The organism is Streptomyces sp. NPDC087901 (assembly GCF_044742205.1).
Taxonomy (GTDB): Bacteria; Actinomycetota; Actinomycetes; order Streptomycetales; family Streptomycetaceae; genus Streptomyces.
This window is the reverse complement of sequence record NZ_JBIUUC010000017.1, coordinates 119,687-144,957: the sequence shown is the minus strand read 5'-3', so window position 1 is coordinate 144,957 and position 25,271 is coordinate 119,687. Positions and strand designations below refer to the sequence as shown.

Sequence of the window (25,271 nt, the reverse complement as noted above, 5' to 3'; positions counted from 1 at the left end):
CCGCCCGTCCCATGACCAGACACACCTTCAGCGAAGACGAAGGAGACCGGGACCATGCAGCGCATCCACGTCGTCGGCGGCGGCCTCGCCGGATTCACCGCAGCCATCACCGCAGCCGAGTCCGGCGCCCTGGTGACCATCCACGAGGCCCACCACACCCTCGGCGGCCGGGCCAGGACCGCCGAGGGCCCCTACCGCACCAACGACGGCCCGCACGCCCTCTACCGCCACGGCCCCCACTGGACGTGGCTCGACCGGCGCAACCTCCTCGGCCCCACCGTCACCGTGCCACCCCTCGAAGCCACCCGGCTCCGCTTCCGCCACCACGGCACCCTGCGCCGCACCCCGCCCCTCGCCGTCCTGCGCCTCAGCCGCCGCAACGCCACCCATGCCCCCGTCGACACCGACTTCCACACCTGGGCCGCCGCACAGATCGGCGAGGAAGGCGCCCGCGCCGCCGCGCACTACGCCGCCGTCGCGCTCTACCACCACGACCCCGGCAGCCTCTCCGCCGCCTTCGTCCAGGAACGCCTCCGCCGCGCAGGCGCCCTGCCGCCCGAGGCCCGCTACCCCGTCGGCGGCTGGGACCGGATCATCGACCGGATGGCATCCCGCGCCTGGAACCTCAGCGTCCGCATCGAGACCGCGTCCCGTATCGACACCGCCGCCCTCGACACCCTCGCCCGCACCGGCCCCGTCGTCGTCGCCACCTCCCTCGACGCCGCCCGCGCCCTCCTCGGCGACCCCGCACTGACCTGGGCCTCCGGCCGCACGGCCCTCGTCGACCTCGCCCTGCGCACCCGCCGCGGCGACGCGTTCGCCGTCTCCGACCTCGACGCCCCCGGCTGGATCGAACGCTTCACCGCCCAGGACCGCACCCTCGCCCCCGCCGGCGAGCAACTCGTCCAGGGCCAGTTCCCCGTCGCCCCCGACGAGACCCGGGCCACCGGCACCGCCCGCGCGGAGGACCTCCTCGACCTGGGCTTCCCCGGCTGGCGCGACCGGACCGTATGGCGCCGCGACGCCCTCGCCTCGGGCCGCACCGGCGCCGTCGACCACCCCGGCACCACCTGGCGCGACCGCCCCGCCATCGACCGCGGCAACGGCATCTACCTCGCCGGAGACCAGGTCGCCGCCCCCGGCCTCCTCAGCGAGGTGTCCTTCACCAGCGGCATCGAAGCAGCCCTGCTCGCCCTCGGCTCCACCGCACACCCCACCCCGTCCGCCACACCCCTTGACCTCAAGGGCGCTTGAGGAAGGAGGGTGGCGGGGTCACCGAGACCCACGCCCGGGGAGCCCGCCATGCACGCCGTCCGCCTCCACACCTTCGGCCCCGCAGAGAACCTCACCTACGAGAGGACCGACGACCCCGTCCCCGGCCCCGGCCAAGTCCGCATCGCCGTACGCGCCGCCGGCGTCCACCTCCTCGACACCGCCCTGCGCGAAGGCATGACCGGACCGTTTCCCGCCCCCGTGGCCCTGCCGACCGTCCCCGGCCGCGAAGTCGCCGGCACCGTCGAATCACTCGGCGAAGGCACCGACCCCACCTGGCTCGGCCGGCACGTCGTCGCCCACATCGGCACCGCCCCCGGCGGCTACGCCGAACTCACCGTCACCGACGCCGACAAGCTCCACCCCGTACCCGAAGGACTCGGCCACGCCGAAGCCGTCGCCATGATCGGCACCGGCCGCACCACCCTCGGCATCCTCGGCTTCACCCCGCTCGGCCCGGACTCCGTCGTCCTCGTCACCGCGGCCGCCGGCGGCATCGGCACCCTGCTCGTGCAGCACGCCAAGAACGCCGGAGCCACCGTCATCGGCCTCGCCGGCGGCCCCGCCAAGGTCGCCCTCGTCCACGCCAACGGGGCGGACCTCGCCGTCGACTACACCCTCCCCGACTGGCCGCGCCGCGTCCGCCTGCACCTCGACGCCCTCGGCCGGCGCGCCACCGTCGTGTACGACTCCGTCGGCTCCACCACTGCCCGCGCCGCCGTCGGCCTCCTCGGCAGGGGCGGACACCACGTCGTCTACGGCTGGTCCGGCGGCGGACTCCGCGACGGCGGCCCGCTCACCTTCACCGCCGACGAACTCGCCGCACGCGCCATCACGTCCGAGAGCGTCCTCGGACCGGCCATGATCCAACGGGGCGGCGGCCTGCGCGCCCTCGAGACCCGCGCGCTCGCCGAAGCCGCAGCCGGACGGCTGCGCCCCGCCGTCCAGCGCTACCCACTCGCCGAAGCAGCCGCCGCCCACCGCGCCCTCGAAACCCGCGGCACCACCGGCAAAGTCGTCCTCATCCCCTGACCGCAGAACGTCAGCGGCCGAGCTCCGCCAACGCCCCGTCCGTCAGCCGGTACACCGTCCACTCGTCCTGCGGCCGAGCACCCAGCGACTCGTAGAAAGCGATGGACGGGGCATTCCAGTCCAGCACCGACCACTCCAGACGCTCATAACCACGCTCCACACAGATCCGCGCCAACTCCGTCAGCAACGCCTTCCCGTACCCGCCGCCGCGCCGGTCGGGACGCACATACAGATCCTCCAGATAGATCCCGTGCACCCCGCGCCACGTCGAGAAGTTCAGGAACCACAGAGCGAAACCGACCACCTCACCGTCCTCGTCCGACACGGCGATGTGCGCATACGCGGCAGGCCGCTCACCGAACAGCGCCTCACGCAACTGCTCCTCGGTGGCCCTCGCCTCGTCCAGCGCCTTCTCGTAATCGGCCAGTTCACGGACCATCGCGTGGATGGCGGGCACGTCGGCAGCGGTAGCGGTACGAATCATGAGGGCAGCGTAGACAGCACTGGCCCGCCTCCTACCCCCGGCCCAGCAACCGCCGCGCCACCTCCGCGTGCTCCGGCACCAGCCGCCGCCCGCCCTCCTCCGTGTCCCAGCACGCGTTCTGCAGCACCCGCCCCAGCGTCCACGCCCGCGCCCGCCCGCGGTCCAGTCCCAGCACCCCCGTCAGCAGATCGAAGCGCCACACCACATCCGCCGCATCGAACCGGTCGGCCAGCGCGGGCAACAACTCGAACCCCGGATCACCGGCCAACGGCTTCGGATCGATCGCCACCCAGCGCGCGCCCCGCCCCGCCAGCACATTGCCGAAATGCAGATCCCAGTGCAGCAACCGGTCCCCCGGCTCCCCCGCCACCTCCCGCACCGCCGCCGCACAGTCCAGCACCAGCCGCCGCTCCCCCTCGTCCGCCAACGCCCCCGCCACCCCGGGCGCCGCTCCCGCCATCCGCGCCGCCACGTCCCCCAGCCCCCGCAGACCGCATCCCTGCGGAACCGGCACCGCCGTCAGCCCCGCCAGCAACTCCGCAACGACCCGCACCGCCTCCCGCGCGTCCGCCACCCCCGACAACGCACGCTCCCCGTCCAACCGCTCCAGCAGCATCGTCCCCGTCGCCGCATCGTGCTCCAGCAGCTCCACCGCGCCCGCCGACGCCTCACCCCACACCCGCAGCGCGACCGGCTCCCCCACCGTCTCCTCGTCCACCGGCTGCAACTTCAACGCCGCCCGGCGCCCGTCCGCCACCCGCACCACCGGAAGAACCAGCGCACACACCCCGTGCAACGACCCGCCGTCCGGCCGCAGCCCCCACCGCTCCAGGAAATCCGCCGCCATCCCCGGCAACGCGGCGACAAACGCCCGCCCCGCCTCACCGTTGTACGTGGACTGTGTGGCGATCAGCGCATCCGGAATGTCAATCACGCCGCCGATCCTAGGAGCGTGCGTCAATCGGCTATGACCCCGAGCCACCCCGCCCCGCCCACACGGCCCCGCCCCGCACCCGCCGCGTGGATCCGCAGCGCAGGCTCATGGATCCGCAGCGCCCCCGGCACCTACGTCTGGCTGACCGCCCTCTTCGTCACCACGGTCATCGTCCACCAGATGTCTCCCGCCTTCGAGGAGGACTTCCTCCGCCAGCGGTCCACCAACATCCACGAACTCTCCCAGAACCCCGTCCGCGTCCTCATCAGCAGCGCCTTCTGGATCGACGGCGGAAAATGGCTCCCCTACGCCGTCCTCTACACCGTCTTCCACGCACCCGCCGAACGCCGCCTCGGCACCATGCGCTGGCTCGCCGTCGCCGCCACCGCCCACGTCCTCGCCACCCTCGTCAGCGAAGGCGTCCTGGCCTGGGCCATCCAGCACGGCCACGCACCCGCGACCGCCGCCAACACCCTCGACGTCGGCGTCAGTTACGCCCTCGCCGGTGTCGTCGCCGTCCTCACCTACTACGTCGTCCGCCCCTGGCGGTACGTCTACCTCTTCGCCGTCCTCGTCATCTACGGCGTCCCCCTGGTCACCGGCGCCACGTTCACCGATGTCGGCCACTTCACCGCCGCACTCATCGGCCTCGCCTGCTACCCGCTGACACGCACCCACGACGAGACGAAACCCACCCCCGCCCAGTAACGTCCCGCCACAACAGCCACGCAGCCACCCGGACAAGCAGGGGCAACATGAACACCGTCAACGGCGGCATATCCTTCTGGTACGCGAACCAGGGCACCCCGATCCCCCGCGAACCCCTGCCCGGCGACAGCACCGCCGACGTCTGCATCGTCGGCGGCGGATACACGGGGCTCTGGACGGCTTACTACCTCAAGAAGGCCGTCCCCTTCCTCAACATCACCGTCCTGGAAGCCAAGTTCTGCGGATACGGCGCCTCCGGACGCAACGGCGGCTGGCTCTACAACGGCATCGCCGGCCGCGACCGCTACGCGAAGCTCCACGGCCACGACGCCGCCGTCCGTCTCCAGCGGGCGATGAACGACACCGTCGACGAGGTCATCCGCGTCGCCGCCGAGGAGAAGATCGACGCGGACATCCACCAGGGCGGCGTCCTCGAAGTGGCCTACACCCCGGCCCAGCTCGCCCGCCTCAAGGACTTCCACACCGTCGAGATCGCGTTCGGCGAGAGGGACCGCACCCTGCACGGCGCCCGCGAGACCGCCGAACGCATCCGCGTCAACGGCGCCGTCGGCTCCACCTGGACCCCGCACGGCGCCCGCCTGCACCCCGCCAAACTCGTCACCGGCCTCGCCGACACCGTGGAAGCACTCGGCGTCACGATCCACGAATCGACCCCCGTCACCGAGATCAGACCCAAGCACGCCGTCACCCCCTACGGCACCGTCCGCGCCCCGTACGTCCTGCGCTGCACCGAGGGCTTCACCGCCGGCCTCAAGGGCCAGAAGCGCACCTGGCTCCCGATGAACTCCTCGATGATCGTCACCGAGCCCCTCCCCGCCTCCGTCTGGGACACCATCGGCTGGGACGGCCGCGAAACCCTCGGCGACATGGCCCACGCATACATGTACGCCCAGCGCACCGCCGACGACCGCATCGCACTCGGCGGCCGCGGCGTCCCGTACCGCTACGGCTCCGCCACCGACAATGACGGCCGCACCCAGCCCGCCACCATCGAGGCCCTGCGCGAACTCCTGATCCGCCTCTTCCCCACCACCGCAGGCACCCGTATCGCCCACGCCTGGTCCGGCGTCCTCGGCGTCCCCCGCGACTGGTGCGCCACCGTCACCCTCGACCGCTCCACCGGCCTCGGCTGGGCCGGCGGCTACGTCGGCTCCGGCGTCGCCACGACCAACCTCGCAGCCCGCACCCTGCGCGACCTCATCCAGCAGGACTCCGGCCAGTCCGGCCCCACCGAACTCACCGCCCTCCCCTGGGTCAACCACCGCGTCCGCCGCTGGGAACCGGAACCCCTGCGCTGGCTCGGCGTCCACACCCTGTACGCCGCCTACCGCACGGCCGACCGCCGCGAACTCACCTCACCGCGCCCCGGCACGGACCCGATCGCGAAGATCGCGGACCGTCTCTCGGGGCGGGGGTGAGCGGCACCGGGCACGAGAAGGGGCGCCCCGGACGTACCCGTCCCGCGCCCCGGCCGTCACAGCCTCGGCGCCCACGTCCGTGACCACTCGCGGGCCTCCCGTCCGCCGCCCATGCTGGGTAGCAGGAGCCCTTCTCCGCTCTTCCCAAGGGCCTTGAGGGCCGGACTCGGGAGTACCCGAGAGGAAAAACCATGCGCATGCGACGAATGCTGGGCCTCGCCCTTGCCACAGCAACCCTCGCGGGCACGAGCGCCATAGGCGCCGCCACCGCGCAGGCAGCACCACCGGATCCGAACGTGGCCGTCCTCACCGTGCAGGAGTGCCTGGACCGCGGAGGAATCGTCACCAGCGACGCACTCGGCAAGCTGTGCACCTACGCCGACGGGCACGTGTACGCGATCGACACTCCGCTCCTGATCCCGGGGGACCTCAACCTCCCGTAACCGCGCAGCCACGCGCCGAGCGCGCCCGCTGCGGCGCGTCCCGGGTAGCTGCCGCACCACCCGACGAAACGAAGAATCCCGGCTCAGGGACTGCCTGAGCCGGGATTCCCGGTGGAGCCCCCTATCGGATTCGAACCGATGACCTACGCATTACAAGTGCGTTGCTCTGGCCAGCTGAGCTAAGGAGGCGTGCCGGAGCAGTGTAACCAACACCGGGCCCCACACCGTGCAGAAATCTCACACCCCTCGAACTACTGACAGATCCCAAACCGCCAGGTAGCGTCGCTGAAAGTTCACCCAGGTGGACCAGACCACTCCCTTTACAACGGATCGTCCGGCACGTTCCTGCCGGTTGAGGAGAAGATTCAGCATGGCCAGTGTCACGTTCGACAAGGCGTCCCGCGTCTACCCCGGCTCCACGAAGCCGGCCGTCGACCAGCTCGAGATCGACATCGCGGACGGTGAGTTCCTCGTCCTCGTCGGTCCCTCCGGTTGTGGCAAGTCGACCTCCCTGCGCATGCTCGCGGGTCTCGAGGACGTCAACGGCGGCGCCATCCGCATCGGTGACCGCGACGTCACGCACCTGCCGCCGAAGGACCGGGACATCGCGATGGTGTTCCAGAACTACGCGCTCTACCCGCACATGTCCGTCGCGGACAACATGGGCTTCGCGCTGAAGATCGCCGGTATCAACAAGACCGAGATCCGCGCGAAGGTCGAAGAGGCCGCCAAGATGCTGGACCTCACCGACTACCTGGACCGCAAGCCGAAGGCGCTCTCCGGTGGTCAGCGTCAGCGTGTGGCGATGGGCCGCGCGATCGTGCGTGAGCCGCAGGTCTTCCTCATGGACGAGCCGCTGTCGAACCTCGACGCCAAGCTCCGTGTCTCCACCCGTACGCAGATCGCCTCGCTCCAGCGCCGCCTGGGCATCACGACCGTGTACGTCACGCACGACCAGGTCGAGGCCCTGACCATGGGTGACCGTGTCGCGGTCCTCAAGGACGGTCTCCTCCAGCAGGTCGACTCGCCGCGCAACATGTACGACCGCCCGGCGAACCTCTTCGTGGCCGGCTTCATCGGCTCCCCGGCCATGAACCTGATCGAGGTCCCGATCACCGACGGTGGTGTGAAGTTCGGCAACAGCGTCGTCCCGGTCTCCCGCGAGGCGCTCACCGCCGCCGCGGACCGCGGTGACACGACCGTCACGGTCGGCATCCGTCCCGAGCACTTCGACATCGTCGAGCACGGCGGCGCCGCCGCGAAGTCCCTCACCAAGGACTCCGCCGACGCCCCGGCCGGCCTGGCCGTCTCGGTCAACGTCGTCGAGGAGCTCGGCGCCGACGGCTTCGTCTACGGCGCTGCCGAGGTCGGCGGCGAGCACAAGGACCTGGTCGTCCGCGTCGGCGGCCGTGCCGTCCCGGAGAAGGGCACCAAGCTTCACGTCGTGCCGCGTCCGGACGAGCTGCACGTCTTCGCGACGTCGACCGGTGAGCGTCTCACCGGCTGATCCCGCACACGCTGTACGACGGCCCCGCACGTTCTCCGTGCGGGGCCGTCGCGCGTTCGGGGGCGCCGCCCCTTCCGGGAGCGCGGCGAGGGAACGCCGTCCGGAAACGCCGTCCGGGAACGCGGTGCGAGGTTTGGCCGGGCGGTGGAAAATTCCCCGGCACAACGGTCATTTCACTCCGGGCCGTCAACACGGGATTCGAAAAGCACACTCGAACCATCCCTCGCGAGAGTGACGTAATGTCGCCAAATCATCACTGCCCGCTACGCTCGCTGCGTGACCCACACCGCGCGCCGTATCGGCCGAACTCTCGCTTTCGTACTGCCTGTCGTCATGGTCCTGTCCGGGACCCTCGCGGTCACCGCCGTGCCGTGGGCAGCTCACAACTCCGACTCGACGATGCTCACCGCGTCGGCCCAGACCGTCTCCAAGCGCGCCAAGGCGCGTACCCCGCAGGACATCCTGCGCGACAAGCTTCTCCTGGAGCTCCAGGAGAAGGACCCCGGTGTCGCGTTGACGGATCTCCAGCGCGCCGTCGAGGGACGTCCGTCGCTCGCGCGGCACTGCATGTCGATCGCGAAGGCGCTGGGCAAGGCCGCGGTCGAGCACTACGGCCCGACCCGTGCGCACCGTTTCTCGCGGCCCGTCTGCGACACGTCCTTCGCCTCGGGTGTCGCGCAGTTCAGCTGACCGCTCCCGTCCGGGCACGGCATATCGTGCCTGACATGCATACGTTTCCGACGCAGGCCGTGATCCTGGCGGGTGGCCAGGGTTCGCGGCTGCGCCCGTACACCGATGACCGCCCCAAGCCGATGGTCGAGATCCCGGGCACCGGGACTCCGATCATCGGCCATCAGCTTGCCTGGCTGGCCGCCGAGGGCGTGACCGATGCCGTGGTGTCGTGCGGGCACCTCGCCGAGGTGCTGCAGGAGTGGCTGGACGCGGCGGTGCTGCCGTTGCGGGTCACGACGGTGGTGGAGTCCGAGCCGCTGGGCCGCGGTGGCGGGCTGAAGTACGCGGCGGCCCGGCTGCCCGATCCGGAGCAGCCCTGGTACGCGACCAACGGCGATATCTGGACCCGTTTCTCGTTGCGTGAGATGGCCGCGTTCCATGCGGAGCGTGATGCGACCGCGACGCTGGCGCTGGCCCGTCCGCGCATTCCGTGGGGTGCGGTGGAGACGGACGCGTTCGGGCACATCACGGACTTCATCGAGTCCCCCCCGTCCCCGTATCTGATCAACGCGGGGGTGTACGTGTTCTCTCCGGCGTTCACGGGGATGCTGCCGGACCTGGGCGACCACGAGCGGACGACGTTCCCGAGGCTGGCGCGCGAACGCAGGCTGGCCGGGTATCCGTTGCCGCACGGGGCGTACTGGCGGGCGATCGACACGGCGAAGGACCTGACGGAGGCGGCGAAGGAGCTGGACGGGCAGTAGGCCCGGCCCGTATACGTCGCCTCGACGCGCACAGGCAGAAGGGGCGGGCACCGGATTCGTTTCCGGTGCCCGCCCCTTCTGCCTGTGCGCCTCTTCTGTGTCCGGCGGGACGGGTGTCAGCCGAGGAGGCCGCCGATGGGGTTGCGGCCGCCGCCACCGCCGGTGGAGGAGCCGCCCGTGGAGCCGGTGCCGCCGGTGCCGGGGTCCGTGCCGCCGGTGGTGGAGCCACCGGTCGGGCCGGAGGAGCTGGGGCCGGAGCTGCTGGCCGGGGGCTGTTGCGGGGTGGTCTGCTGCGGGGTGCTCTGCCCGGTGCCCTGGGTCTGGCTGGGCTGTCCGGCTCCGGCCGCCTGGCCCGACTCGCGGACGCTGTCTGTGGCGGGGGTGGAGGGCTGGGCGGACGGGGTACGGGGAGCGGTGCTGCGGGAAGGGGCGGGGCTCTGTCCGGCGGGGGTGTGGGAGGCCTTGCCGCCGCGGGACTTGTCGGGGAGCGGTGAGCCGGGGAGCTGGTTGGTCGGGACGCCGTTGGGGCCGGGGACGGTGACGACCTCGGAGGAGCGGACGGCGCCGCCGAGCATGGATCCGATGAGGAGGGTGAGGCCGACGACGACGGTGGCGACGGCGGCACCTCGGCGCAGGACCCGGCGGCGGAGGTCCCAGATCTCGGAGCGGGGGCCGAGCTTGCGCCAGGCTTCGCCGGCGAGGCGTCCATCGACGGAGTAGACGGGGGCGCCCGCGATGACCAGAGGGCTCCAGGCGGCGAGGTAGATGATGTCGGGTGCGTCGTAGGCGGCGACCGTGCGCCAGCTGACGGTGACCAGGAGGGCGGCGGACAGAAGGGCGCCGAAGGAGGCGGCGACGCGCTGCCAGAGGCCGAGGACGGTGAGGACGCCGACGACGACCTGGAGGAAGGCGATGGTGAGTCCGGCGCCGACCGGGTGGGAGAGCGCGAAGTCGCGGAGGGGTTCCGCGAGGGCCCAGGGGTGGAGCGAGGTCAGCCACTTGACCATGGAGCCGCGGTCGCCGCCGTCGAAGTAGACGGGGTCGCAGAGTTTGCCCATGCCGGCGTAGATCGAGATGAAGCCGAGGAAGACGCGCATGGGGAGCAGGACGACGCCGAGGTTCATGCGGCGGCCCGGGTAGTACGCGTGCCGGACGCTGTCGGCGCCCTGGCGACGGTCGCGGGAGTCGGTGACGTCGTCGGCTTCGTAGGCGTCCCGGTCGTCGTATCCGTCCCGGCCGTATCCGTCCCGGCCGTGTACGTCCCGGTCGCGTCCGTCCGCGTCGTACGGGCCCGGGTCGACGGGGTCGTAGGCGCCGACGGCCTGGCGCATGGGCGGCAGCAGCGGGCCGCCGGGGCGGCGGGGCCGGCGCGGGGCGGTGATGACGGGGTTGGGCTGGGTCTCCTCGAGGAGCGGGACGACCTGGGTGCCGGAGCCGCCGCGTCCGCCGTCGAACTCGTAGGAGGCGTAGGGGTCGTAGGCGGTGTCGGGCCGGCCCGCGGTGGAGTTCCGTACGGCCTGGAGGAGTCCGCTGGCGCCGGGGTCGCCGGGGGCGGACTTGCCGCTCCACACGACGGGGGCGCGTCGGCCGCGGCCGGCTCCGGAGCCGCTCATGGCGGGGATCCTGGGCGCTCCGGCGGGGGCCACGCCGCGGAGCCGTGCGCGCTGGCCGGGGGCGAGCTGCACCCGGAAGCTGGCGTGGTTGACGATGACCTGCGCAGGGTCGCAGTCCACCTTGGTCATGCTCAGGGCGGGTTGTTCGTCGAACCGAGGCGTTCTGGTGTCCACACTCATCTAACCGAGTGATGTGTGTTTAGGACACTGCCTTGACGGTGTCGAAGTGTCCGAGGCCCGTCAACAGGTGGTGGCGGGGTGCGCCGGGGCGTGCGCGGGCCCGGACGCGCCCCCGGGTGGGGCCGTGCCGGGGCGGCGTCCGGCGGAGGTGTCCTCCGTCGGCCGCCGCCCGTGCGGGTGGTCCCGCGGGCCGTGTGCCGGTGCGGATCAGGCGCGGCGGCGCGCGACCTCGTACATCACGATGCCGGCGGCGACGCCCGCGTTGAGGGACTCGGCGCCGCCCGGCATGGAGATGCGGACGCGGTAGTCGCACGTCTCGCCGACGAGGCGGCCGAGGCCCTTGCCCTCGCTGCCGATGACGATGACGACGGGGCCGCCGAGGGCTTCGAGGTCCTCGACGGTGTGCTCGCCGTCGGCGGCGAGGCCGACGATCGCGATGCCTTCCTTCTTGTACGCCTCCAGCGCACGGGTCAGGTTGGTGACGCGCGAGACGGGCGTGCGGGCGGCGGTGCCGGCGGAGGACTTCCACGCTCCGGCGGTCATGCCTGCGGCACGGCGCTCGGGCACGACGACGCCGTGGCCGCCGAAGGCGGAGACGGAGCGGACGATGGCGCCGAGGTTGCGGGGGTCGGTGACGCCGTCGAGGGCGACGATGAGGGGGTCCTCGCCGCTGTCGTAGGCGGCGGCGGTGAGGTCCTGCGGGTCCGCGTACTCGTACGGCGGGACCTGGAGGACGAGGCCCTGGTGGTTCAGGCCGTTCGTCATGCGGTCGAGCTCGGGGCGCGGGGCTTCCATCAGGTTGATGTTGCCGCGGGCGCCGGCGAGCTGGAGGGCCTCGCGGACGCGCTCGTCGTTGTCGATGTACTGCTGGACGTACAGCGTGGTGGCGGGCACGCCGTCGCGCAGGGCCTCGAAGACCGGGTTGCGGCCGACGACCATCTCGGAGGTGCCCTTGACGCCGCCGCGGCGGGGCGCGGGGCGGCGGTTGGCGGCCTGCTTGGCCCTGGCGGTCGCGATGCGGTTCTTCTTGTGCTTCTTGCGGTCCTCGGCGGGCGGCGTCGGTCCCTTGCCTTCGAGGCCACGGCGTCGCTGACCACCGCTGCCGGCCGTAGCGCCCTTCTTGTTGGACGTGCGGCGGTTCCTGCGCTGGCTGTTCCCGGCCATGACCTACCTGTTTCGTTGCTTCAGACGTGCGTACGTGTACGTAAGTGAAAGTGTGCCGCCCGGAGGGCCGGGCGGCACATGGAGGACTACTGGCGCGGGCCGAGTGTCCACCGTGGTCCGGCCGGGCTGTCCTCGATGACGAGGCCGGACTGGTTGAGCTGGTCGCGGATGGCGTCGGCCGCGGTCCAGTCCTTGCGGTCGCGCGCGGACTGGCGCTGGTCGAGGACGAGGCGTACGAGGGTGTCGACGACGCCGTGGAGGTCGTCGCCGCGGTCGCTCTCGCCACCGGCCCAGTGGTCGTCGAGCGGGTCGAGGCCGAGGACACCGAGCATCGCACGGACCTCGGCGAGGCGTGCGACGGCGGCTTCCTTGTCGTCGGCGGCGAGGGCGGAGTTTCCCTGACGGACGGTGGTGTGGATGATCGCGAGGGCCTGCGGGACGCCCAGGTCGTCGTCCATCGCCTCGGCGAACGCGGGCGGCACCTCGGCGGCGGGGGCGACGGTCTCGCCGGCCTTCTCGGTGACGCGCTGGACGAAGCCCTCGATGCGGGCGAACGCGGATTCGGCCTCGCGCAGGGCTTCCTCGCTGTACTCGATCATGGACCGGTAGTGCGGGGTGCCCAGGTAGTAGCGCAGCACGATCGGGCGCCAGGCCTTGACCATGTCGCTGACCAGTACGGAGTTGCCCAGCGACTTGGACATCTTCTCGCCGGCCATGGTGACCCAGCCGTTGTGCACCCAGTACTTCGCGAACTCGTCGCCGTAGCCCTTGGCCTGGGCGATCTCGTTCTCGTGGTGCGGGAAGATCAGGTCGATGCCGCCGCCGTGGATGTCGAAGGCGGTGCCGAGGTACTTGTGCGCCATGGCGGAGCATTCGAGGTGCCAGCCGGGGCGGCCACGGCCCCAGGGCGTCTCCCAGCTGGGTTCGCCGGGCTTGGACGCCTTCCACATGGCGAAGTCGCGCTTGTCGCGCTTGCCGGTCTCGTTGTCGCCGGAGGGCTGGCGCAGGTCGTCGAGGTCCTGGTTGGAGAGCTCCAGGTAGCCGGGGAACGAGCGGACGTCGAAGTAGACGTTGCCGTCGGCCGCGTAGGCGTGTCCGCGCTCGATGAGGCCGCGCATCATCTCGATCATCTCGGTGATGTGACCGGTGGCGCGGGGTTCGTACGTGGGCGGCAGGCAGCCGAGGGCGTCGTAGCCGTCGTTGAAGGCGCGCTCGTTCTCGTAGCCGATGGACCACCAGGGGCGGCCCTGTTCGGCCGACTTCTTGATGATCTTGTCGTCGATGTCGGTGACGTTCCGGACGAACGTCACGTCGTAGCCGCGGTGGGCGAACCAGCGGCGCATGATGTCGAAGTTCAGTCCGGACCTGATGTGCCCGATGTGCGGGGCGGCCTGGACAGTAGCGCCACAGAGGTAGATCGAGACACAGCCCGCTGTGAGCGGGGCGAAGTCACGGATCTGCCGGGCGCTGGTGTCGTACAGGCGAATAGTCACGCCTCAAGGGTAGTGGGCGCGCACCAGTGCCCCGCGACCCGTTGAGGGATTGCTCGGACAGTTGTTACGGCTCCGGGCGGGCCGGAGCCGTGATCGGTGATCGCCCGGGCCGTTCAGAGGCGTCCGACGACCTTGCGCGGGGTGATCCGGACGACGACGCGGGGGTCGTCGTCGGCGGATGCGGGGTTGAAGTCGGCGTACTTCTTGCCGGTGTACTTCAGGGACAGCTCGTCTATGAGTTCCTGGCCGCCCTCGGTGGTGAGGGTGGCGGTGCCGCGGATCTCGGCGTAGGTGTACGGGGCGTCGAAGGGCTGGACGACGACGGAGACACGGGGGTCGCGGGCGAGGTTCTGCTCCTTGCGGCGGCCGGTGGTGGTGGAGATGAGGACGTCGTCGCCGTCCCTCTTCACCCAGACCGGGGACACCTGGGGGCTCCCGTCGGGCTGGATGGTGGCCACGGTGACGAAGACCGGGGTGTCGAGCAGTGCCTTGAGTTCTGCGGAGAGTGCGGCGGTCATGGCGTACGTCCTCCTGAACGGATCGGTGGTGCTTCTACGTCTACCCCACTCCTGCTTCCTCGTCTCCGCTTCCCGTCCGCACCCATCGGAAGGGTCAGTGCCAGGGCCGCACCTGTGAGCGGGACGGCGGCGAGTGCGGCCCATCGGACGGGTGCGGGGGCGTCGAGCAGGGCGCCGGTGGCGGCGCTGCCGCCGAGCACGGCGAGGCCGGAGACGGAGGAGAGCGCTCCGGTGGCGAGGCCCAGGTGCCGGTCGTCGACGAGGTCGGGTACGAGGCCGCGGGCGGCGGGCACCAGGAGCATCTGGCCGAGGGTGAGGAGGACGACGAGGGCGGCCGGGGGCAGCAGTCCGGCGGGCCCTGCGGGGGTCAGGGGTACGGCGGCGAATCCGGCGGCGACGGTGACGAGCCCGGCCACGAGGGCGGTGCGCGGCGCGAGCCGGTGGGCGGACCAGCGGGTCAGGGGCAGCTGGGCGCAGACGACGAGCAGCGAGGAGAGGGCGAAGAACCAGCCGAGGGCCGCCTGCGATCCGGTGGCGCGCTGCACCTCGGCGGGCAGGGAGAGGTAGAGCTGGTTGTAGGCGACGAGGTAGCTGCTGTACGCGAGGCAGAGCAGCAGGAACGGGCGGCTGGTGAAGACCTGGCGCACCGCGCCGCGGTGTGCGGCCGTCCGGGTGACGGGGGCGCGGTGCGGCATGAGCCGGGCGTGTCCGGCGAGGATGGCGGCGAAGACGAGGACGCCGGCCAGGCAGGCGGCGCGGAATCCGGCGTCGAGGAGGAGCAGCAGGGAGCCGAGGAGGGGGCCGAGGAAGGCACCGGCCTGTCCGGCGGCGGAGAACCGGGCGAGTACGTGGGCGCGGGGGGTGCCGGTGCGCTTTTCGTGCCGGACGGCCTCGCGGGCGGTTTCCGACTCCACGGCGGGTGAGAAGAGGGCGGCGGCGAATCCGGTGAGCAGGACGGCGCCGATGACGGTGGCGGTCGAGCCGGCGAAGGCGAGCCAGCCGAAGCCCGCGATGCGCAGGGCGCAGCCGGCGAGGACGACGGGGCGGGGGCCGTAGCGGTCGGTGAGGGCGCCGCCGATGACGAAGAGGCCCTGCTGGCTGAAGGTGCGGAGGCCGAGGACGAGGCCGACGAGCCAGCCGGTCATGCCGAGGCCGGTTCCGAGATGGGTGGCGAGGTAGGGCAGGACGGCGTAGAAGCCGGTGTTGAACGCGAACTGGGTGGTGGTGAGGAGCCGGAGGTAGGGGGTGGTGGGTGCGGCCGTCACGCGGTGGCCTTCACACGGCTGCCTTCGGTGGCTTTCCGGGGGTGCCGGCCTCGTACCGCCGCTGTGGTGAGTGCGGCCAGGGCGCCGAGGACGGCGAGGGCGGCGGCGGGGGCGAGGACGGACCAGGGGGCGCGTTCGGCGTAGGGGAGGTTTTCGGAGAGCATGCGCCCCCATTCGGGTGAGGGGGGTTCGGTGCCGAGGCCGAGGAAGCCGAGGGAGGCGAGGGCCAGGGCGATGGCGGGGATGCGCAGGGCGGCGTGGCGGGCGACGGGAGGCAGGACGCCGGGCAGGAGGTGGCGGCGCAGCAGGTGGAGTCGTCCGGCGCCGAGTGCGCGGGCGGCTACGAGGTGCGGGGCGGCGCGTTCCTGGGCGGACAGGGCGGCGGTGTGGGCGGCGAGGGGGGCCCAGGCGACGGCGGTGACAGCGGCTGCGGCGCTCCAGGGGCCGGGGCCCGCGATGCCGGCGACGACGAGGCCGGTGAGGATCGCGGGCAGGGCGTTGGCGGTCTCGGTGAGCGCTCCGGCGCGTACGGCTCCGAGGGCGAGGCCGAGCAGCAGGGTGGCGGCGGACACCGCGACGGCGGTCAGGACGGTGCGGGCGGCTCCGTGTCCGAGGCGGGCGAGGATGTCGCGGCCGAGGGAGTCCGTGCCGAAGGGGTGGGCGGTGGAGGGCCCGGCGAGGCGGGCGGCCGCGTCGATGTGGAGCGGGTCGCGCAGGAGTCCGGCGAGGGTCACGGCGGCGAACAGGGCGGCGAGGAGGAGGGCGCCGGTGAGGAGGGCGGGGCGCGCGCGTGCGGCGGGCGGGACGAGTGCGGGCAGGGCGCCGTCGTCGAGGGCGGGGCCGAGCAGGGCGCGGGAAGCGAGGCGTGCGGCCAGTCCGGCGGCCGTGCCGAGGAGCAGCAGGATCAGGACGCAGGCCTGGAGGACGGGGAGGTCCTGGGCGAGCGCGGCGGCCAGGGCGGTGCCCCCGAGACCGGGGATGGCGTAGAGGGTCTCGACGGCGACGGCTCCGCCGGTGAGGCCGACGACGATCAGGCCGAGCTGGGGCAGCAGGCCGGGCAGGGTGCGGCGCACGGCGTGGCGGGCGGTGCGGTGTCCGGGCATACCGGCCGCGGTGGCTGCGCGGGCCCAGGGTTCGGCGAACGCGGCGGGCAGAGCGTCGTCCAGGAGCCGGCCGAGGAGGGCACCGGCGGGGATGCCCATGGCGAGGGCGGGCAGCACGGTCTGTTCGGGGGCTCCCCAGCCGAGCGCGGGCAGCCAGTCCAGGCGGACGGCGACGACGGCGGCGAGGACGGCGGCGATCAGGAATTCGGGGAGGGCCGCGAGGACGGCGGCGCCGGTGCCCGCCCCGGCGGAGACGATCCGGGTGCGCGCCCCGCGCCGCAGGGTGTGTGCGACGAGGGCGGCGGCGACCAGGAGGGCGACGCCGAGCGAGACGCCCATGAGGGTCAGGGAGACCCCGAGGGCGGATATCGCGTCGGGGCCGACGGGCTGCCCGGAGACCCAGGAGGTGCCGAGGTCGGCGCGCAGGAGTCCGCCGAGCCAGCCGCCGAGGACGTGGAGGGGGCCGCCGTCGAGGCCGGTCTCGGCGCGGATGGCGTCGAGGGTCTCCGCGGTGGGCGGCCGGTCGGCGTACCGGGCGTGCAGGATCGTCAGGGCCGGGTCGGTCCGGGTCAGCCGGGGCAGCAGCCCGATGACGGCGACGACCGCGAGGAGTGCGGCCAGCCGTCCGGCGAGGTGCTTCACCCGGTCACCCGACGCGGGTGTCTGCGGTGATGAGGGTGCGTTCCATCGGGTCGAGGGAGACGCCCTGGACGCGGCTGTCGTCGTAGCCCTGGACGAAGCGTTCGTGGAGGAGCGGTACGAGGGCGTCGGTGCCGAGGACGTCGGCCTCGGCGGCCGCTGCGGCGGCGTGGCGGGCATCGGTTCCGGCGGTGCCCGCGGCCTTGTTCACGTCGGCGTCGACGCGCTTGTCGCAGAGCTGGGAGATGTTGAAGCTGCCGTCGCAGGTGAAGTCGGAGGCGAAGTAGGAGACTGGGTCGGCGGTGTCCAGGAGGGTGTTGCGGGCCTGGATGAAGGCGTCGTACTTCCCGGCGAGGGCGTCGGCCTCCAGCTGGGCGTAGTCGCGGACGACCTGCTTGACGGTGAAGCCGCGGGCGGTGAGCTGCTGCTGGACGACGGTGGCGACCTCGGGGAGCTCGGGCCGGTTGGTGTAGGTGGCGAGGACGATCTCCTCCGTCTTCGCCACCTGCGCCTTGTCCGCGGCCTTCGCCCGGTCGACGGGGGCGGCGGTGCGGGCTGCGGTGGCCCAGGGGACGCCGGGGCCGAGGAGGCCTTGCGCGGTGTCGGCGCGGCCTTCGTAGACGGCCTTGACGAGGGCCTGGGAGTCGACGGCCTCGCGGGCTGCGGCGCGCATCGCCGGGTCGGCGAAGACGCCGCTCCCGGTGTTGAGGGAGAGGCCGTTGGTGCGGGCGGAGGGGAACTCGTGGACGAGCCCGTCGCCGAGGAGGGAGGCCTGGGAGATCGGTACGTACTCGGCGACGTCGACGGCCTCGGTGCGCAGCGCGTTGGCGCGGGCGGTGCCGTCGGCGACGAAGGTCACGTCGACGCCGGGGGCCTTGGCCTTGGCGCCCCAGTAGGTGTCGTTGCGCTCCAGGGTGGCGCTGACGGCGCCCTTGACGGCGGCGAGGGTGAAGGGTCCTGTGGCGTGTCCGGCCGGGCTGACCTTGCCGTCGGTGTAGGCGGCGGCGGACAGGATCGTGAGGGAGGGGTTGGCGAGGCGCTGGGGCAGCAGCGGGTCGGCCTCGTCGGTGACGATCCGTACGGTGTCGGCGCCCTGGGCCGTGGCGGTGATGCCGGTGTCCGACAGGACGCGGGGCTTGGGCGACGCCTTCTCGGCGGCGGTCAGCGAGCGTACGACGGCGGCCGGGTCGAGCTTCGTGCCGTCCTGGAAGGACGCCTTGCGCAGGGTGAAGGTCCACTCCTTGGCACTGTCGCGCTTCCAGGAGGCGGCGAGTGCGGGCTTCGCCGTCCCGTCGCTGCCGAGACCGGTGAGGCCCTCGATGACCGCGAGGCGGCTGAGGGTGACGGCGTCGTCGCCGTAGGGGGACATCGCCTGGGCGGGCGGGAAGGCCATGACGACCCGGAGGCGTTGTCCGCCGTCCGCGGCGCCGTCGGACGCGCTGCCGGAGCAGGCGGTGGCGAGCGGGACGAGGAGGGCGGTCGCGGACAGGGTCAGCGGCAGCGCGGAGCGACGGCGTCGGGGCGTGGGCATGGAACGACCTTATATGAAAACGATTGTCATTTAGCGGTGAGGGTGAGCGCCGGCAGCGCCATCGCGCAACCGGTCCCCCGGCAGCGGCAGTTCGAAGTGGACGATGCCCTGGCCGCCGCCCGGCAGCGTGCGTTCGTCGCACACCTCCCGGGCCAGCGACCGCCAGAACGGCTCGGCGCCCGGCACTGCGGGGTCGGTGTGCAGGTAGACCGCTTCGTAGCCGCCGGCCCGCGCCACGAAGTCACAGAGCTCGCGCACCATCCGGCGTGCGAGCCCGCGCCTGCGGTGCCCCGGGGCGACATAGATCCGGCAGAGCTGGGCGGTGGTGCCGGACGGAAAACGGTCCGCGACCCACTGCGGATTGGGCGGCGCCTGAGGGCCCCGGTCCCGCACGGCGCCCGTCGCGACGATCTCGCCGCCCCGCTCGGCCACCAACAGAGTGCAGCGCCCGGGGCGCAGATAGGCAGCCTCGGGATCAATGATGTCGGCATGCCAGCGCGGTACGTAACCGGACCGCAGATCGCGGTAGACGGTGTCGAGCATCACGGCCCGCGCCCCGCCGATGTCCTGCGGACCGGCGGGGCGCAGAAGGTACCCGTCGGCGTCGGCCCCCACCGGAGCGATCGTCGTCGTGCCCATCCCCGAGCTTCACCGTCCCTTGCCGCACATGCCATTGCCGTACAAGCGTACCTGCGAGCCATGTGCAACAAGGTGACGGGGGCGGGCGCCCGCCGGAGAGTCGGCGGCGCCCCCACGCCGACCGCCGGCGGGCCTGTGGGCGGCTCAGCCCGCGCGGTAGACCAGGGCCGTCGCGATGCCCGCGATGCCCTCGCCCCGCCCGGTGAATCCGAGCCCGTCGGAGGTGGCGGCGGAGAGGGAGACGGGTGCGCCCACGGCGGCGGAGAGGACCTTCTGCGCCTCGTCACGCCGCTTGCCGATCTTCGGCCGTACGCCGACGACCTGGACGGCCACGTTGCCGATCTCGAAGCCCTCGGCACGGACGATCCTGGCCGCCTCGGTCAGCAGCGTGACACCGGCGGCGCCGGACCACTCGGGGCGGCCGGTGCCGAAGTGCTGCCCGAGGTCGCCGAGACCGGCGGCCGAGAAGAGCGCGTTGCACGCGGCGTGCGCGACGACGTCGGCGTCGGAGTGGCCGGCGAGACCGGGCCCCTCGCCCTCCCACAGCAGGCCCGCGCACCACAGCTCGCGGCCCTCCTCGAAGGCGTGGATGTCGGTGCCGATACCGACCAGCGGGATCACGGGTGCGACGCGCCCCCCGGATCCCTCAGCAGCCGCGGGGCCCTCAGCCGCCCCAGCCACCTCGGATACCTCAGAAGCCATCGTTCGCCCTCCTGCGTGCGAGAACCGCCTCGGCCAGGACCAGGTCCAGCGGCCTGGTCACCTTGAACGCCTCCTCATGCCCGGGGACGACCACGACGGGCGCCCCGAGCTGCTCGACCATGCCCGCATCGTCGGTCGCACCCTCCCCGCTGACGGCGACCTGCTCATGCGCGCGCACCAGGGTGTCGCGGTCGAAGCCCTGCGGGGTCTGCACCGCGCGCAGCCGGGCCCGTACCGGGGTGGAGAGAACCGGTTCGGGCTCCCCCGGAGCACCGGGCTCGACCTCCTTGACGGTGTCGGCGAGCGGCAGCGCGGGGACGACGGCAGGTGCCCCGTCCCGTACGGCCTCGATCACCGCGTCCACCGTCTCGACGGGCACGAGCGGACGGGCCGCGTCATGGACGAGGACGGCGCGGACATCGGCGGGCAGCACGTCGAGCCCGAGCTTCACCGACTCCTGCCGGGTCTCGCCGCCGGGCACGACGAGGAACTCGGTGCGTTCGGGCAGGGCGTGCTCGTCGAGCAGGTTCCTCACCTCGGGTGCGCCGTCCGGCGGTGCGACGACCACGACCACGGAGACGTGCCGGGAGGCCGCCATGGCCCGTACGGCGTGGATGAGCATGGGCGTCCCGCCCAGCGCGCGGAGCGCCTTGGGGGCGCCCGGGCCGAGCCGTACGCCGCGGCCGGCAGCGGGAATCACGGCGGCGGTGCGGTAAGGACGCGATTGATCAGACATCGGTTGCACTCCGAAGCGTCGGCATGTTTGTCTCCAGGGCCGACGTGGGTATGGCCACAAGCGAGCCGGGCGCTATGCCATGACTCGACCGGGACCCTTTCCGTGACCCCGGGCGAGACGGGTACCGCCCCGGCCGCTCGGGATCGGCCTCACACGTCGACTTCACAAGATCGCGAGCAAAGTACCGGGGGATCGTCGATGAGGCCAACGCATCGGCGCATCGGGGAGAACATCCGGCTCCGTCGGGCCGCGCCGTCCGCAGGCCGGGGTCGTTTGCCGGATCCGCGTACCCGGACCGGGGTCCCTTGTCCGGATTCCGTGCGTCGCCGCGCGCAGCCGGACATGCCGCAGCGCCCGACGACACACCGTGTATACGGCTGGTCAGCGGGCACCGCGGCACATTATTGAGGACCGGTGCGATCCGGTTCAGGACGCGAGGACCTCGTCGAGGAGAGCCTCGGCCTTGTCCTCGTTCGTGTTCTCCGCGAGAGCGAGCTCGCTCACCAGGATCTGGCGAGCCTTGGCGAGCATGCGCTTCTCACCTGCGGAGAGTCCACGCTCACGCTCGCGACGCCACAGGTCACGAACTACTTCCGCGACCTTGATGACATCACCGGATGCGAGCTTCTCGAGATTTGCCTTGTAGCGTCGGGACCAGTTCGTCGGCTCCTCGGCATACGGTGCGCGCAGCACCTCGAAGACCCGGTCCAGCCCTTCCTGCCCGACCACGTCACGCACGCCCACGAACTCCGCATTGTCCGCCGGCACACGCACCGTCAAGTCGCCCTGAGCGACCTTGAGCACCAAGTAGGTCTTGTCCACGCCTTTGATCTGGCGAGTTTCGATAGCCTCGATCAGCGCGGCCCCGTGATGGGGATAGACCACGGTGTCGCCAACCTTGAACGTCATGTGACAGGTACCCCTTCCGTGGCTATCAAGAGTAACACGAGAACAGCTTCTCCTGAATGGCGTTTTCGCAGGTCAGGGCATATCTCGGGGCTTGACAACTGCGACAGGGACGTGCTGCGGAAGGCTCGCGGAGGACGGTATTCGCAGGTCGGAGCGGCTGCACGGGCGGGGAGAAACGCGGACGTTACACGTACCGCGACGCACTCAGAAGTGGCTGAACGTCCCGTTTTGCCTGGTTCCGGATGATGAACATTCCGTACTCCGTTCGGAGATCGATCACCCGTACGGGGGTAAGAGGGTCCGGCAATTGGGGGCAGGTGAAGGGACGGGACCGGACCCGTACAGCTGCAAGGCCGAGGATTGACGCCGCGGAGTGTTGTTGATTGACGACAACGCCGCAGATGAGCGCGACCGGCCCCGCGACACCAACCCTCAATTGACGGGCCCTCTCGGTGCCGGTGGCCAATGAAATTGATCAACGCCCGGCACCGCGAGGATTATGTGCAATGAATGTGCCGCGGGCCGCATGAACAGCGCCGTGAACAGCGGTGCGAAGCGCGGGGGAACGCGGGGCGAACGCGTGGCGGAATTGATCAAGCGTGTTATGTGAACGCCGTGCGAATGATCTCGCGTACGACGGCCCGCGATCCCCGGGGCCGTCAGGGGCGGGTCGGGTGCGGGGCGCGGACGGGGGCTCGGTAACCTGGCCGCTGACACACCCTTAGGGCGGCTTTACACCACGTCGCCCGACCCCGTCCGTAAGTCCGCTCGTTCTAGGAGTTGCCGCCGCCGTGAGCCGCAGCCTTCGACACGGCGCCCTCGCCGCCACTGCCATCGCGTTCTCGATCGCCGCGCTCTCCGCATGCGGAGCCGGCAAGAACGCGCAGACGCTCGAAGTCAGGCCTGACAACGCCGCCACCTCGTCCGGCGACATCAAGATCCAGAATGCGAACGTCGTCACCCAGCCGGTGCGCGGCGCCAACGGCCCGGCCGTGGTCACCGCCACGCTGTTCAACAACGGCACCACGGCGGAGACCCTCGACGCCATCACCCTGACGGGCAGCAGCGGCTCCGTGGAGCTGCACGCCGCCAAGGGCTCGGGACCGGTCGTCGTACCGGCCGGCGGCCGGGTGATCCTCGGCGGCGCGGGCAACGCCTCCGCCGTGATCGAGAACGGCCACGAGGCCACGCAGAACGGCAACGTGCAGCCGCTGGTCTTCAAGCTCAGCAAGACCGGCACCATCACGCTCGGCGCGTCCGTCGTGCCCTCCGACAGCTTCTTCAAGGGCTTCGGCCCCAGCTCGTTGCCGAAGCTCCCTGAGCGGTCGGAGCAGTCGCCCGAGGCATCGCCGTCCGATTCCGTGTCCGAGACCCCGGGTGCCACGTCCGGCACCCCCTCCGGCTCGGCCTCGGAGAGCGACACCACCACCCCGAGCGACGCGGCGTCCGACTCGCAGCAGCCGGGCTGACCGCACCCCGCGCAACGCACGACGACAGCAGGTGTGGCTGAGGCGCCTCCCGGTCCGGGAGGCGCCTCAGCCACACCTGCTGTCCTGTCGTTCCGGGCCGGTTTACGGCTCGAACTTGTACCCGAGGCCCCGCACCGTCACGAGGAACCGCGGCGCGCCCGGGTCCGGCTCGATCTTGGCGCGCAGCCGCTTCACGTGGACGTCGAGCGTCTTGGTGTCGCCCACGTAGTCCGCGCCCCAGACCCGGTCGATCAGCTGCATCCGGGTCAGCACCCGGCCGGCGTTGCGCAGCAGCATCTCCAGCAGGTCGAACTCCTTCAGCGGCAGGTCGACCTTGCCGCCGGAGACCGTGACGACGTGACGGTCCACATCCATCCGCACCGGGCCCGCCTCCAGGGCGGCCGGGGTGACCTCCTCCGGCTCCCCGCGGCGCCGCAGCACCGCGCGGATGCGGGCGACGAGCTCGCGCGAGGAGAAGGGCTTGGTCACATAGTCGTCGGCTCCTATTTCCAGGCCGACGACCTTGTCGATCTCGCTGTCCTTGGCCGTGACCATGATCACGGGGACGTTGGACTTGCTGCGCAGCTGGCGGCAGACCTCCGTGCCGGGCAGGCCGGGCAGCATCAGGTCGAGGAGCACGAGGTCGGCGCCGTTGCGCTCGAACTCGTCCAGGCCGTCGGGTCCGGTGGCCGCGATGGCGACCTCGAAGCCTTCCTTGCGGAGCATGTAGGACAGGACGTCGCTGAAGGATTCCTCATCCTCGACGACAAGCACTCGGGTCACGGAAGAGCCTCCGGGGCAGGGAATGAATCAAAAGAGTCGGGTGCGGCGTCCGGGTAGGAAGCCTCGTCGCCGTTGACGATGAGCGGTCCGCCTGAGGTGCGGTCCCGTTCCCGTACGGAGCCCGCTTCGGGCAGCCGCAGGGTGAAGGTGGAGCCCTGTCCCTCCGAGCTCCAGACAGTGACCTCCCCGCCGTGCGAGGCGGCCACGTGCTTGACGATGGCGAGGCCGAGGCCGGTGCCACCGGTGGCGCGCGAGCGGGCCGGGTCGACGCGGTAGAAGCGTTCGAAGACCCGTTCCCGGTCCTTCTCCGAGATGCCGAAGCCCTGGTCGGTCACGGCGATCTCGATCTCGTCCCCGCCGGGTACGACCACCCGGCGGACGGCGATGCCGACGCGGGTGCGGGCGGGGCTGTAGTTGACGGCGTTCTCGACGAGGTTGCCGAGTGCGGCGGCGAGCTGGCCGCGGTTGCCCCATATGCGGAGCTCGGCGGTGCCGCCCGCGGCCATGGTGATCTGTTTGGAGCCGGCCTGCTGCCGGCAGCGGTCGATGGCCTCGGCGACCAGTTCGTCGACCCGGACCGGCTCGGCGTCCTCCAGCGGGTCGTCGTTCTGTACCCGGGACAGGTCGATGAGCTCCTGTACGAGGTTGGTGAGCCGGGTCGCCTCGATCTGCATCCGGCCGGCGAACCGCTCCACCGCCTCCGGATCGTCGGAGGCGTCCATGACGGCCTCCGAGAGCAGGGACAGCGCACCGGTCGGGGTCTTGAGCTCATGGCTGACATTGGCGACGAAGTCGCGCCGGACCGCTTCGATGCGGCGGGCCTCGGTGAGGTCCTCGACCAGCAGCAGCACCAGCCGGGAGCCCAGCGGAGCGACCCGGGCAGAGACCGCGAGGGCCTCGCCCCTGCCCGTGCCGCGCCGGGGCAGGTCCAGCTCGACCTGTCGTATCTCCCCGTCGCGGCGGGTGTCCCTGGCCATGTTCAGCATCGGCTCGACGGCCAGGCGCCCTCCCCTGACCAGCCCCAGCGCATACGCGGCGGAGCTGGCCTTGACGACGCTGTCGCTCTCGTCGAGCACGACCGCGGAGGAGCTGAGCACGGAAAGGACCGTGTCGACTCCGGGGGGCAGGGGGGCACCGCTGTCGGGCCGCAGAGACGTACGCGTGGGTTTCTTCTGGTCGCGCTCGCTCCAGCGGAACGCCAGCATGGCGATCACACCGGTACACACCCCGGCGATCGCTGCAGCTGCGGCGACCGCCGCGTTCACGTCCATG

General features: G+C 71.8%; 24 protein-coding genes and 1 tRNA gene. 9 read left to right on the top strand and 16 right to left on the bottom strand.

All coding sequences use genetic code 11. The features are described from left to right. Positions 1–54 precede the first annotated feature (54 nt). Both ACIOEW_RS35810 and ACIOEW_RS35805 read left to right on the top strand, forming a co-directional pair. Positions 55–1,254 carry an NAD(P)-binding protein gene (locus ACIOEW_RS35810; RefSeq protein WP_401969197.1) on the top strand — a complete coding sequence of 400 codons (1,200 nt, stop codon included), beginning with the start codon at positions 55–57 and terminating at the stop codon, positions 1,252–1,254. Positions 1,255–1,302: 48 nt separating this feature from the next. After that, entirely contained in the window at positions 1,303–2,304 is a 1,002-nt protein-coding gene (locus ACIOEW_RS35805) for a zinc-binding dehydrogenase (protein ID WP_401969195.1), read from the top strand. Positions 2,305–2,314: 10 nt separating this feature from the next. Here the strand turns inward: ACIOEW_RS35805 and ACIOEW_RS35800 are convergent, their stop codons facing one another. Both ACIOEW_RS35800 and ACIOEW_RS35795 read right to left on the bottom strand, forming a co-directional pair. Next, on the bottom strand, positions 2,315–2,788 hold the full coding sequence (locus tag ACIOEW_RS35800; RefSeq protein WP_362556024.1) for a GNAT family N-acetyltransferase: 474 nt from the start codon (positions 2,786–2,788) through the stop codon (positions 2,315–2,317). Positions 2,789–2,819: 31 nt separating this feature from the next. Continuing rightward, complete coding sequence (locus ACIOEW_RS35795) at positions 2,820–3,722, bottom strand: aminoglycoside phosphotransferase family protein (RefSeq protein ID WP_401969192.1); 903 nt, start codon at positions 3,720–3,722, stop codon at positions 2,820–2,822. Positions 3,723–3,755: 33 nt separating this feature from the next. Here ACIOEW_RS35795 and ACIOEW_RS35790 point away from each other — a divergent pair, with 33 nt between their 5' ends. The 3 genes from ACIOEW_RS35790 to ACIOEW_RS35780 all read left to right on the top strand — a co-directional run bounded on the left by ACIOEW_RS35790 (position 3,756) and on the right by ACIOEW_RS35780 (position 6,312). Further along, positions 3,756–4,430: a rhomboid-like protein gene (locus ACIOEW_RS35790; protein WP_401969251.1), complete on the top strand. Its 675-nt coding sequence runs from the start codon at positions 3,756–3,758 to the stop codon at positions 4,428–4,430. Between the two features lie 47 nt (positions 4,431–4,477). Beyond that, entirely contained in the window at positions 4,478–5,869 is a 1,392-nt protein-coding gene (locus ACIOEW_RS35785) for an NAD(P)/FAD-dependent oxidoreductase (RefSeq protein ID WP_401969190.1), read from the top strand. A 191-nt stretch (positions 5,870–6,060) separates the two neighbouring features. Next, entirely contained in the window at positions 6,061–6,312 is a 252-nt protein-coding gene (locus tag ACIOEW_RS35780) for a hypothetical protein (protein WP_401969188.1), read from the top strand. Positions 6,313–6,424: 112 nt separating this feature from the next. Here ACIOEW_RS35780 and ACIOEW_RS35775 read toward each other — a convergent pair. After that, a tRNA-Thr gene (locus ACIOEW_RS35775) sits at positions 6,425–6,501 on the bottom strand. Positions 6,502–6,682: 181 nt separating this feature from the next. On the opposite strand from ACIOEW_RS35775, the gene ACIOEW_RS35770 reads away from it, so the two are divergent. From ACIOEW_RS35770 to ACIOEW_RS35760, 3 genes are all read left to right on the top strand, one after another. Continuing rightward, on the top strand, positions 6,683–7,819 hold the full coding sequence (locus ACIOEW_RS35770) for a sn-glycerol-3-phosphate ABC transporter ATP-binding protein UgpC (RefSeq protein ID WP_350994509.1): 1,137 nt from the start codon (positions 6,683–6,685) through the stop codon (positions 7,817–7,819). 276 nt (positions 7,820–8,095) lie between these two features. Beyond that, complete coding sequence (locus ACIOEW_RS35765; RefSeq protein ID WP_362556032.1) at positions 8,096–8,509, top strand: hypothetical protein; 414 nt, start codon at positions 8,096–8,098, stop codon at positions 8,507–8,509. A 35-nt stretch (positions 8,510–8,544) separates the two neighbouring features. Next, on the top strand, positions 8,545–9,255 hold the full coding sequence (locus ACIOEW_RS35760) for a nucleotidyltransferase family protein (protein ID WP_306071059.1): 711 nt from the start codon (positions 8,545–8,547) through the stop codon (positions 9,253–9,255). A 116-nt stretch (positions 9,256–9,371) separates the two neighbouring features. Here the strand turns inward: ACIOEW_RS35760 and ACIOEW_RS35755 are convergent, their stop codons facing one another. The 11 genes from ACIOEW_RS35755 to ACIOEW_RS35705 all read right to left on the bottom strand — a co-directional run bounded on the left by ACIOEW_RS35755 (position 9,372) and on the right by ACIOEW_RS35705 (position 21,747). Beyond that, on the bottom strand, positions 9,372–11,048 hold the full coding sequence (locus ACIOEW_RS35755; protein WP_401969186.1) for a DoxX family membrane protein: 1,677 nt from the start codon (positions 11,046–11,048) through the stop codon (positions 9,372–9,374). Positions 11,049–11,255: 207 nt separating this feature from the next. Next, positions 11,256–12,212 carry a 23S rRNA (guanosine(2251)-2'-O)-methyltransferase RlmB gene (gene rlmB, locus ACIOEW_RS35750; RefSeq protein WP_362556036.1) on the bottom strand — a complete coding sequence of 319 codons (957 nt, stop codon included), beginning with the start codon at positions 12,210–12,212 and terminating at the stop codon, positions 11,256–11,258. Between the two features lie 86 nt (positions 12,213–12,298). Continuing rightward, positions 12,299–13,705 carry a cysteine--tRNA ligase gene (gene cysS, locus ACIOEW_RS35745; RefSeq protein WP_401969185.1) on the bottom strand — a complete coding sequence of 469 codons (1,407 nt, stop codon included), beginning with the start codon at positions 13,703–13,705 and terminating at the stop codon, positions 12,299–12,301. Positions 13,706–13,818: 113 nt separating this feature from the next. Beyond that, positions 13,819–14,223, bottom strand: coding sequence for a PPOX class F420-dependent oxidoreductase (locus ACIOEW_RS35740; protein ID WP_362556040.1), 405 nt, complete (start codon positions 14,221–14,223; stop codon positions 13,819–13,821). After that, entirely contained in the window at positions 14,220–15,488 is a 1,269-nt protein-coding gene (locus tag ACIOEW_RS35735; protein ID WP_401969182.1) for an MFS transporter, read from the bottom strand. The genes ACIOEW_RS35740 and ACIOEW_RS35735 overlap by 4 nt, the downstream gene beginning before the upstream one ends. Continuing rightward, complete coding sequence (locus ACIOEW_RS35730) at positions 15,485–17,233, bottom strand: ABC transporter permease subunit (protein ID WP_401969180.1); 1,749 nt, start codon at positions 17,231–17,233, stop codon at positions 15,485–15,487. Before ACIOEW_RS35730 ends, ACIOEW_RS35735 begins: the two co-directional genes overlap by 4 nt. Positions 17,234–17,237: 4 nt before the next feature. Beyond that, positions 17,238–18,761, bottom strand: a complete 1,524-nt coding sequence (locus ACIOEW_RS35725; protein ID WP_401969178.1) for an ABC transporter substrate-binding protein — start codon at positions 18,759–18,761, stop codon at positions 17,238–17,240. Positions 18,762–18,791: 30 nt separating this feature from the next. Next, positions 18,792–19,400: a GNAT family N-acetyltransferase gene (locus ACIOEW_RS35720; protein WP_401969177.1), complete on the bottom strand. Its 609-nt coding sequence runs from the start codon at positions 19,398–19,400 to the stop codon at positions 18,792–18,794. Positions 19,401–19,544: 144 nt separating this feature from the next. Further along, positions 19,545–20,102, bottom strand: a complete 558-nt coding sequence (gene ispF / locus ACIOEW_RS35715; RefSeq protein WP_362556049.1) for a 2-C-methyl-D-erythritol 2,4-cyclodiphosphate synthase — start codon at positions 20,100–20,102, stop codon at positions 19,545–19,547. Beyond that, positions 20,092–20,838 carry a 2-C-methyl-D-erythritol 4-phosphate cytidylyltransferase gene (ispD, locus tag ACIOEW_RS35710; protein WP_401969174.1) on the bottom strand — a complete coding sequence of 249 codons (747 nt, stop codon included), beginning with the start codon at positions 20,836–20,838 and terminating at the stop codon, positions 20,092–20,094. Before ispD ends, ispF begins: the two co-directional genes overlap by 11 nt. A gap of 426 nt (positions 20,839–21,264) precedes the next feature. After that, positions 21,265–21,747, bottom strand: a complete 483-nt coding sequence (locus ACIOEW_RS35705; RefSeq protein ID WP_006380568.1) for a CarD family transcriptional regulator — start codon at positions 21,745–21,747, stop codon at positions 21,265–21,267. A gap of 791 nt (positions 21,748–22,538) precedes the next feature. Between ACIOEW_RS35705 and ACIOEW_RS35700 the strand changes: the two genes are divergently transcribed. Further along, on the top strand, positions 22,539–23,216 hold the full coding sequence (locus ACIOEW_RS35700; protein WP_401969172.1) for a DUF461 domain-containing protein: 678 nt from the start codon (positions 22,539–22,541) through the stop codon (positions 23,214–23,216). A gap of 102 nt (positions 23,217–23,318) precedes the next feature. On the opposite strand, the gene ACIOEW_RS35695 is transcribed toward ACIOEW_RS35700, so the two are convergent. Both ACIOEW_RS35695 and ACIOEW_RS35690 read right to left on the bottom strand, forming a co-directional pair. Beyond that, positions 23,319–23,999: a response regulator transcription factor gene (locus ACIOEW_RS35695; RefSeq protein WP_073733027.1), complete on the bottom strand. Its 681-nt coding sequence runs from the start codon at positions 23,997–23,999 to the stop codon at positions 23,319–23,321. After that, complete coding sequence (locus ACIOEW_RS35690; RefSeq protein ID WP_362557735.1) at positions 23,996–25,270, bottom strand: ATP-binding protein; 1,275 nt, start codon at positions 25,268–25,270, stop codon at positions 23,996–23,998. Before ACIOEW_RS35690 ends, ACIOEW_RS35695 begins: the two co-directional genes overlap by 4 nt. Position 25,271 lies beyond the last annotated feature (1 nt).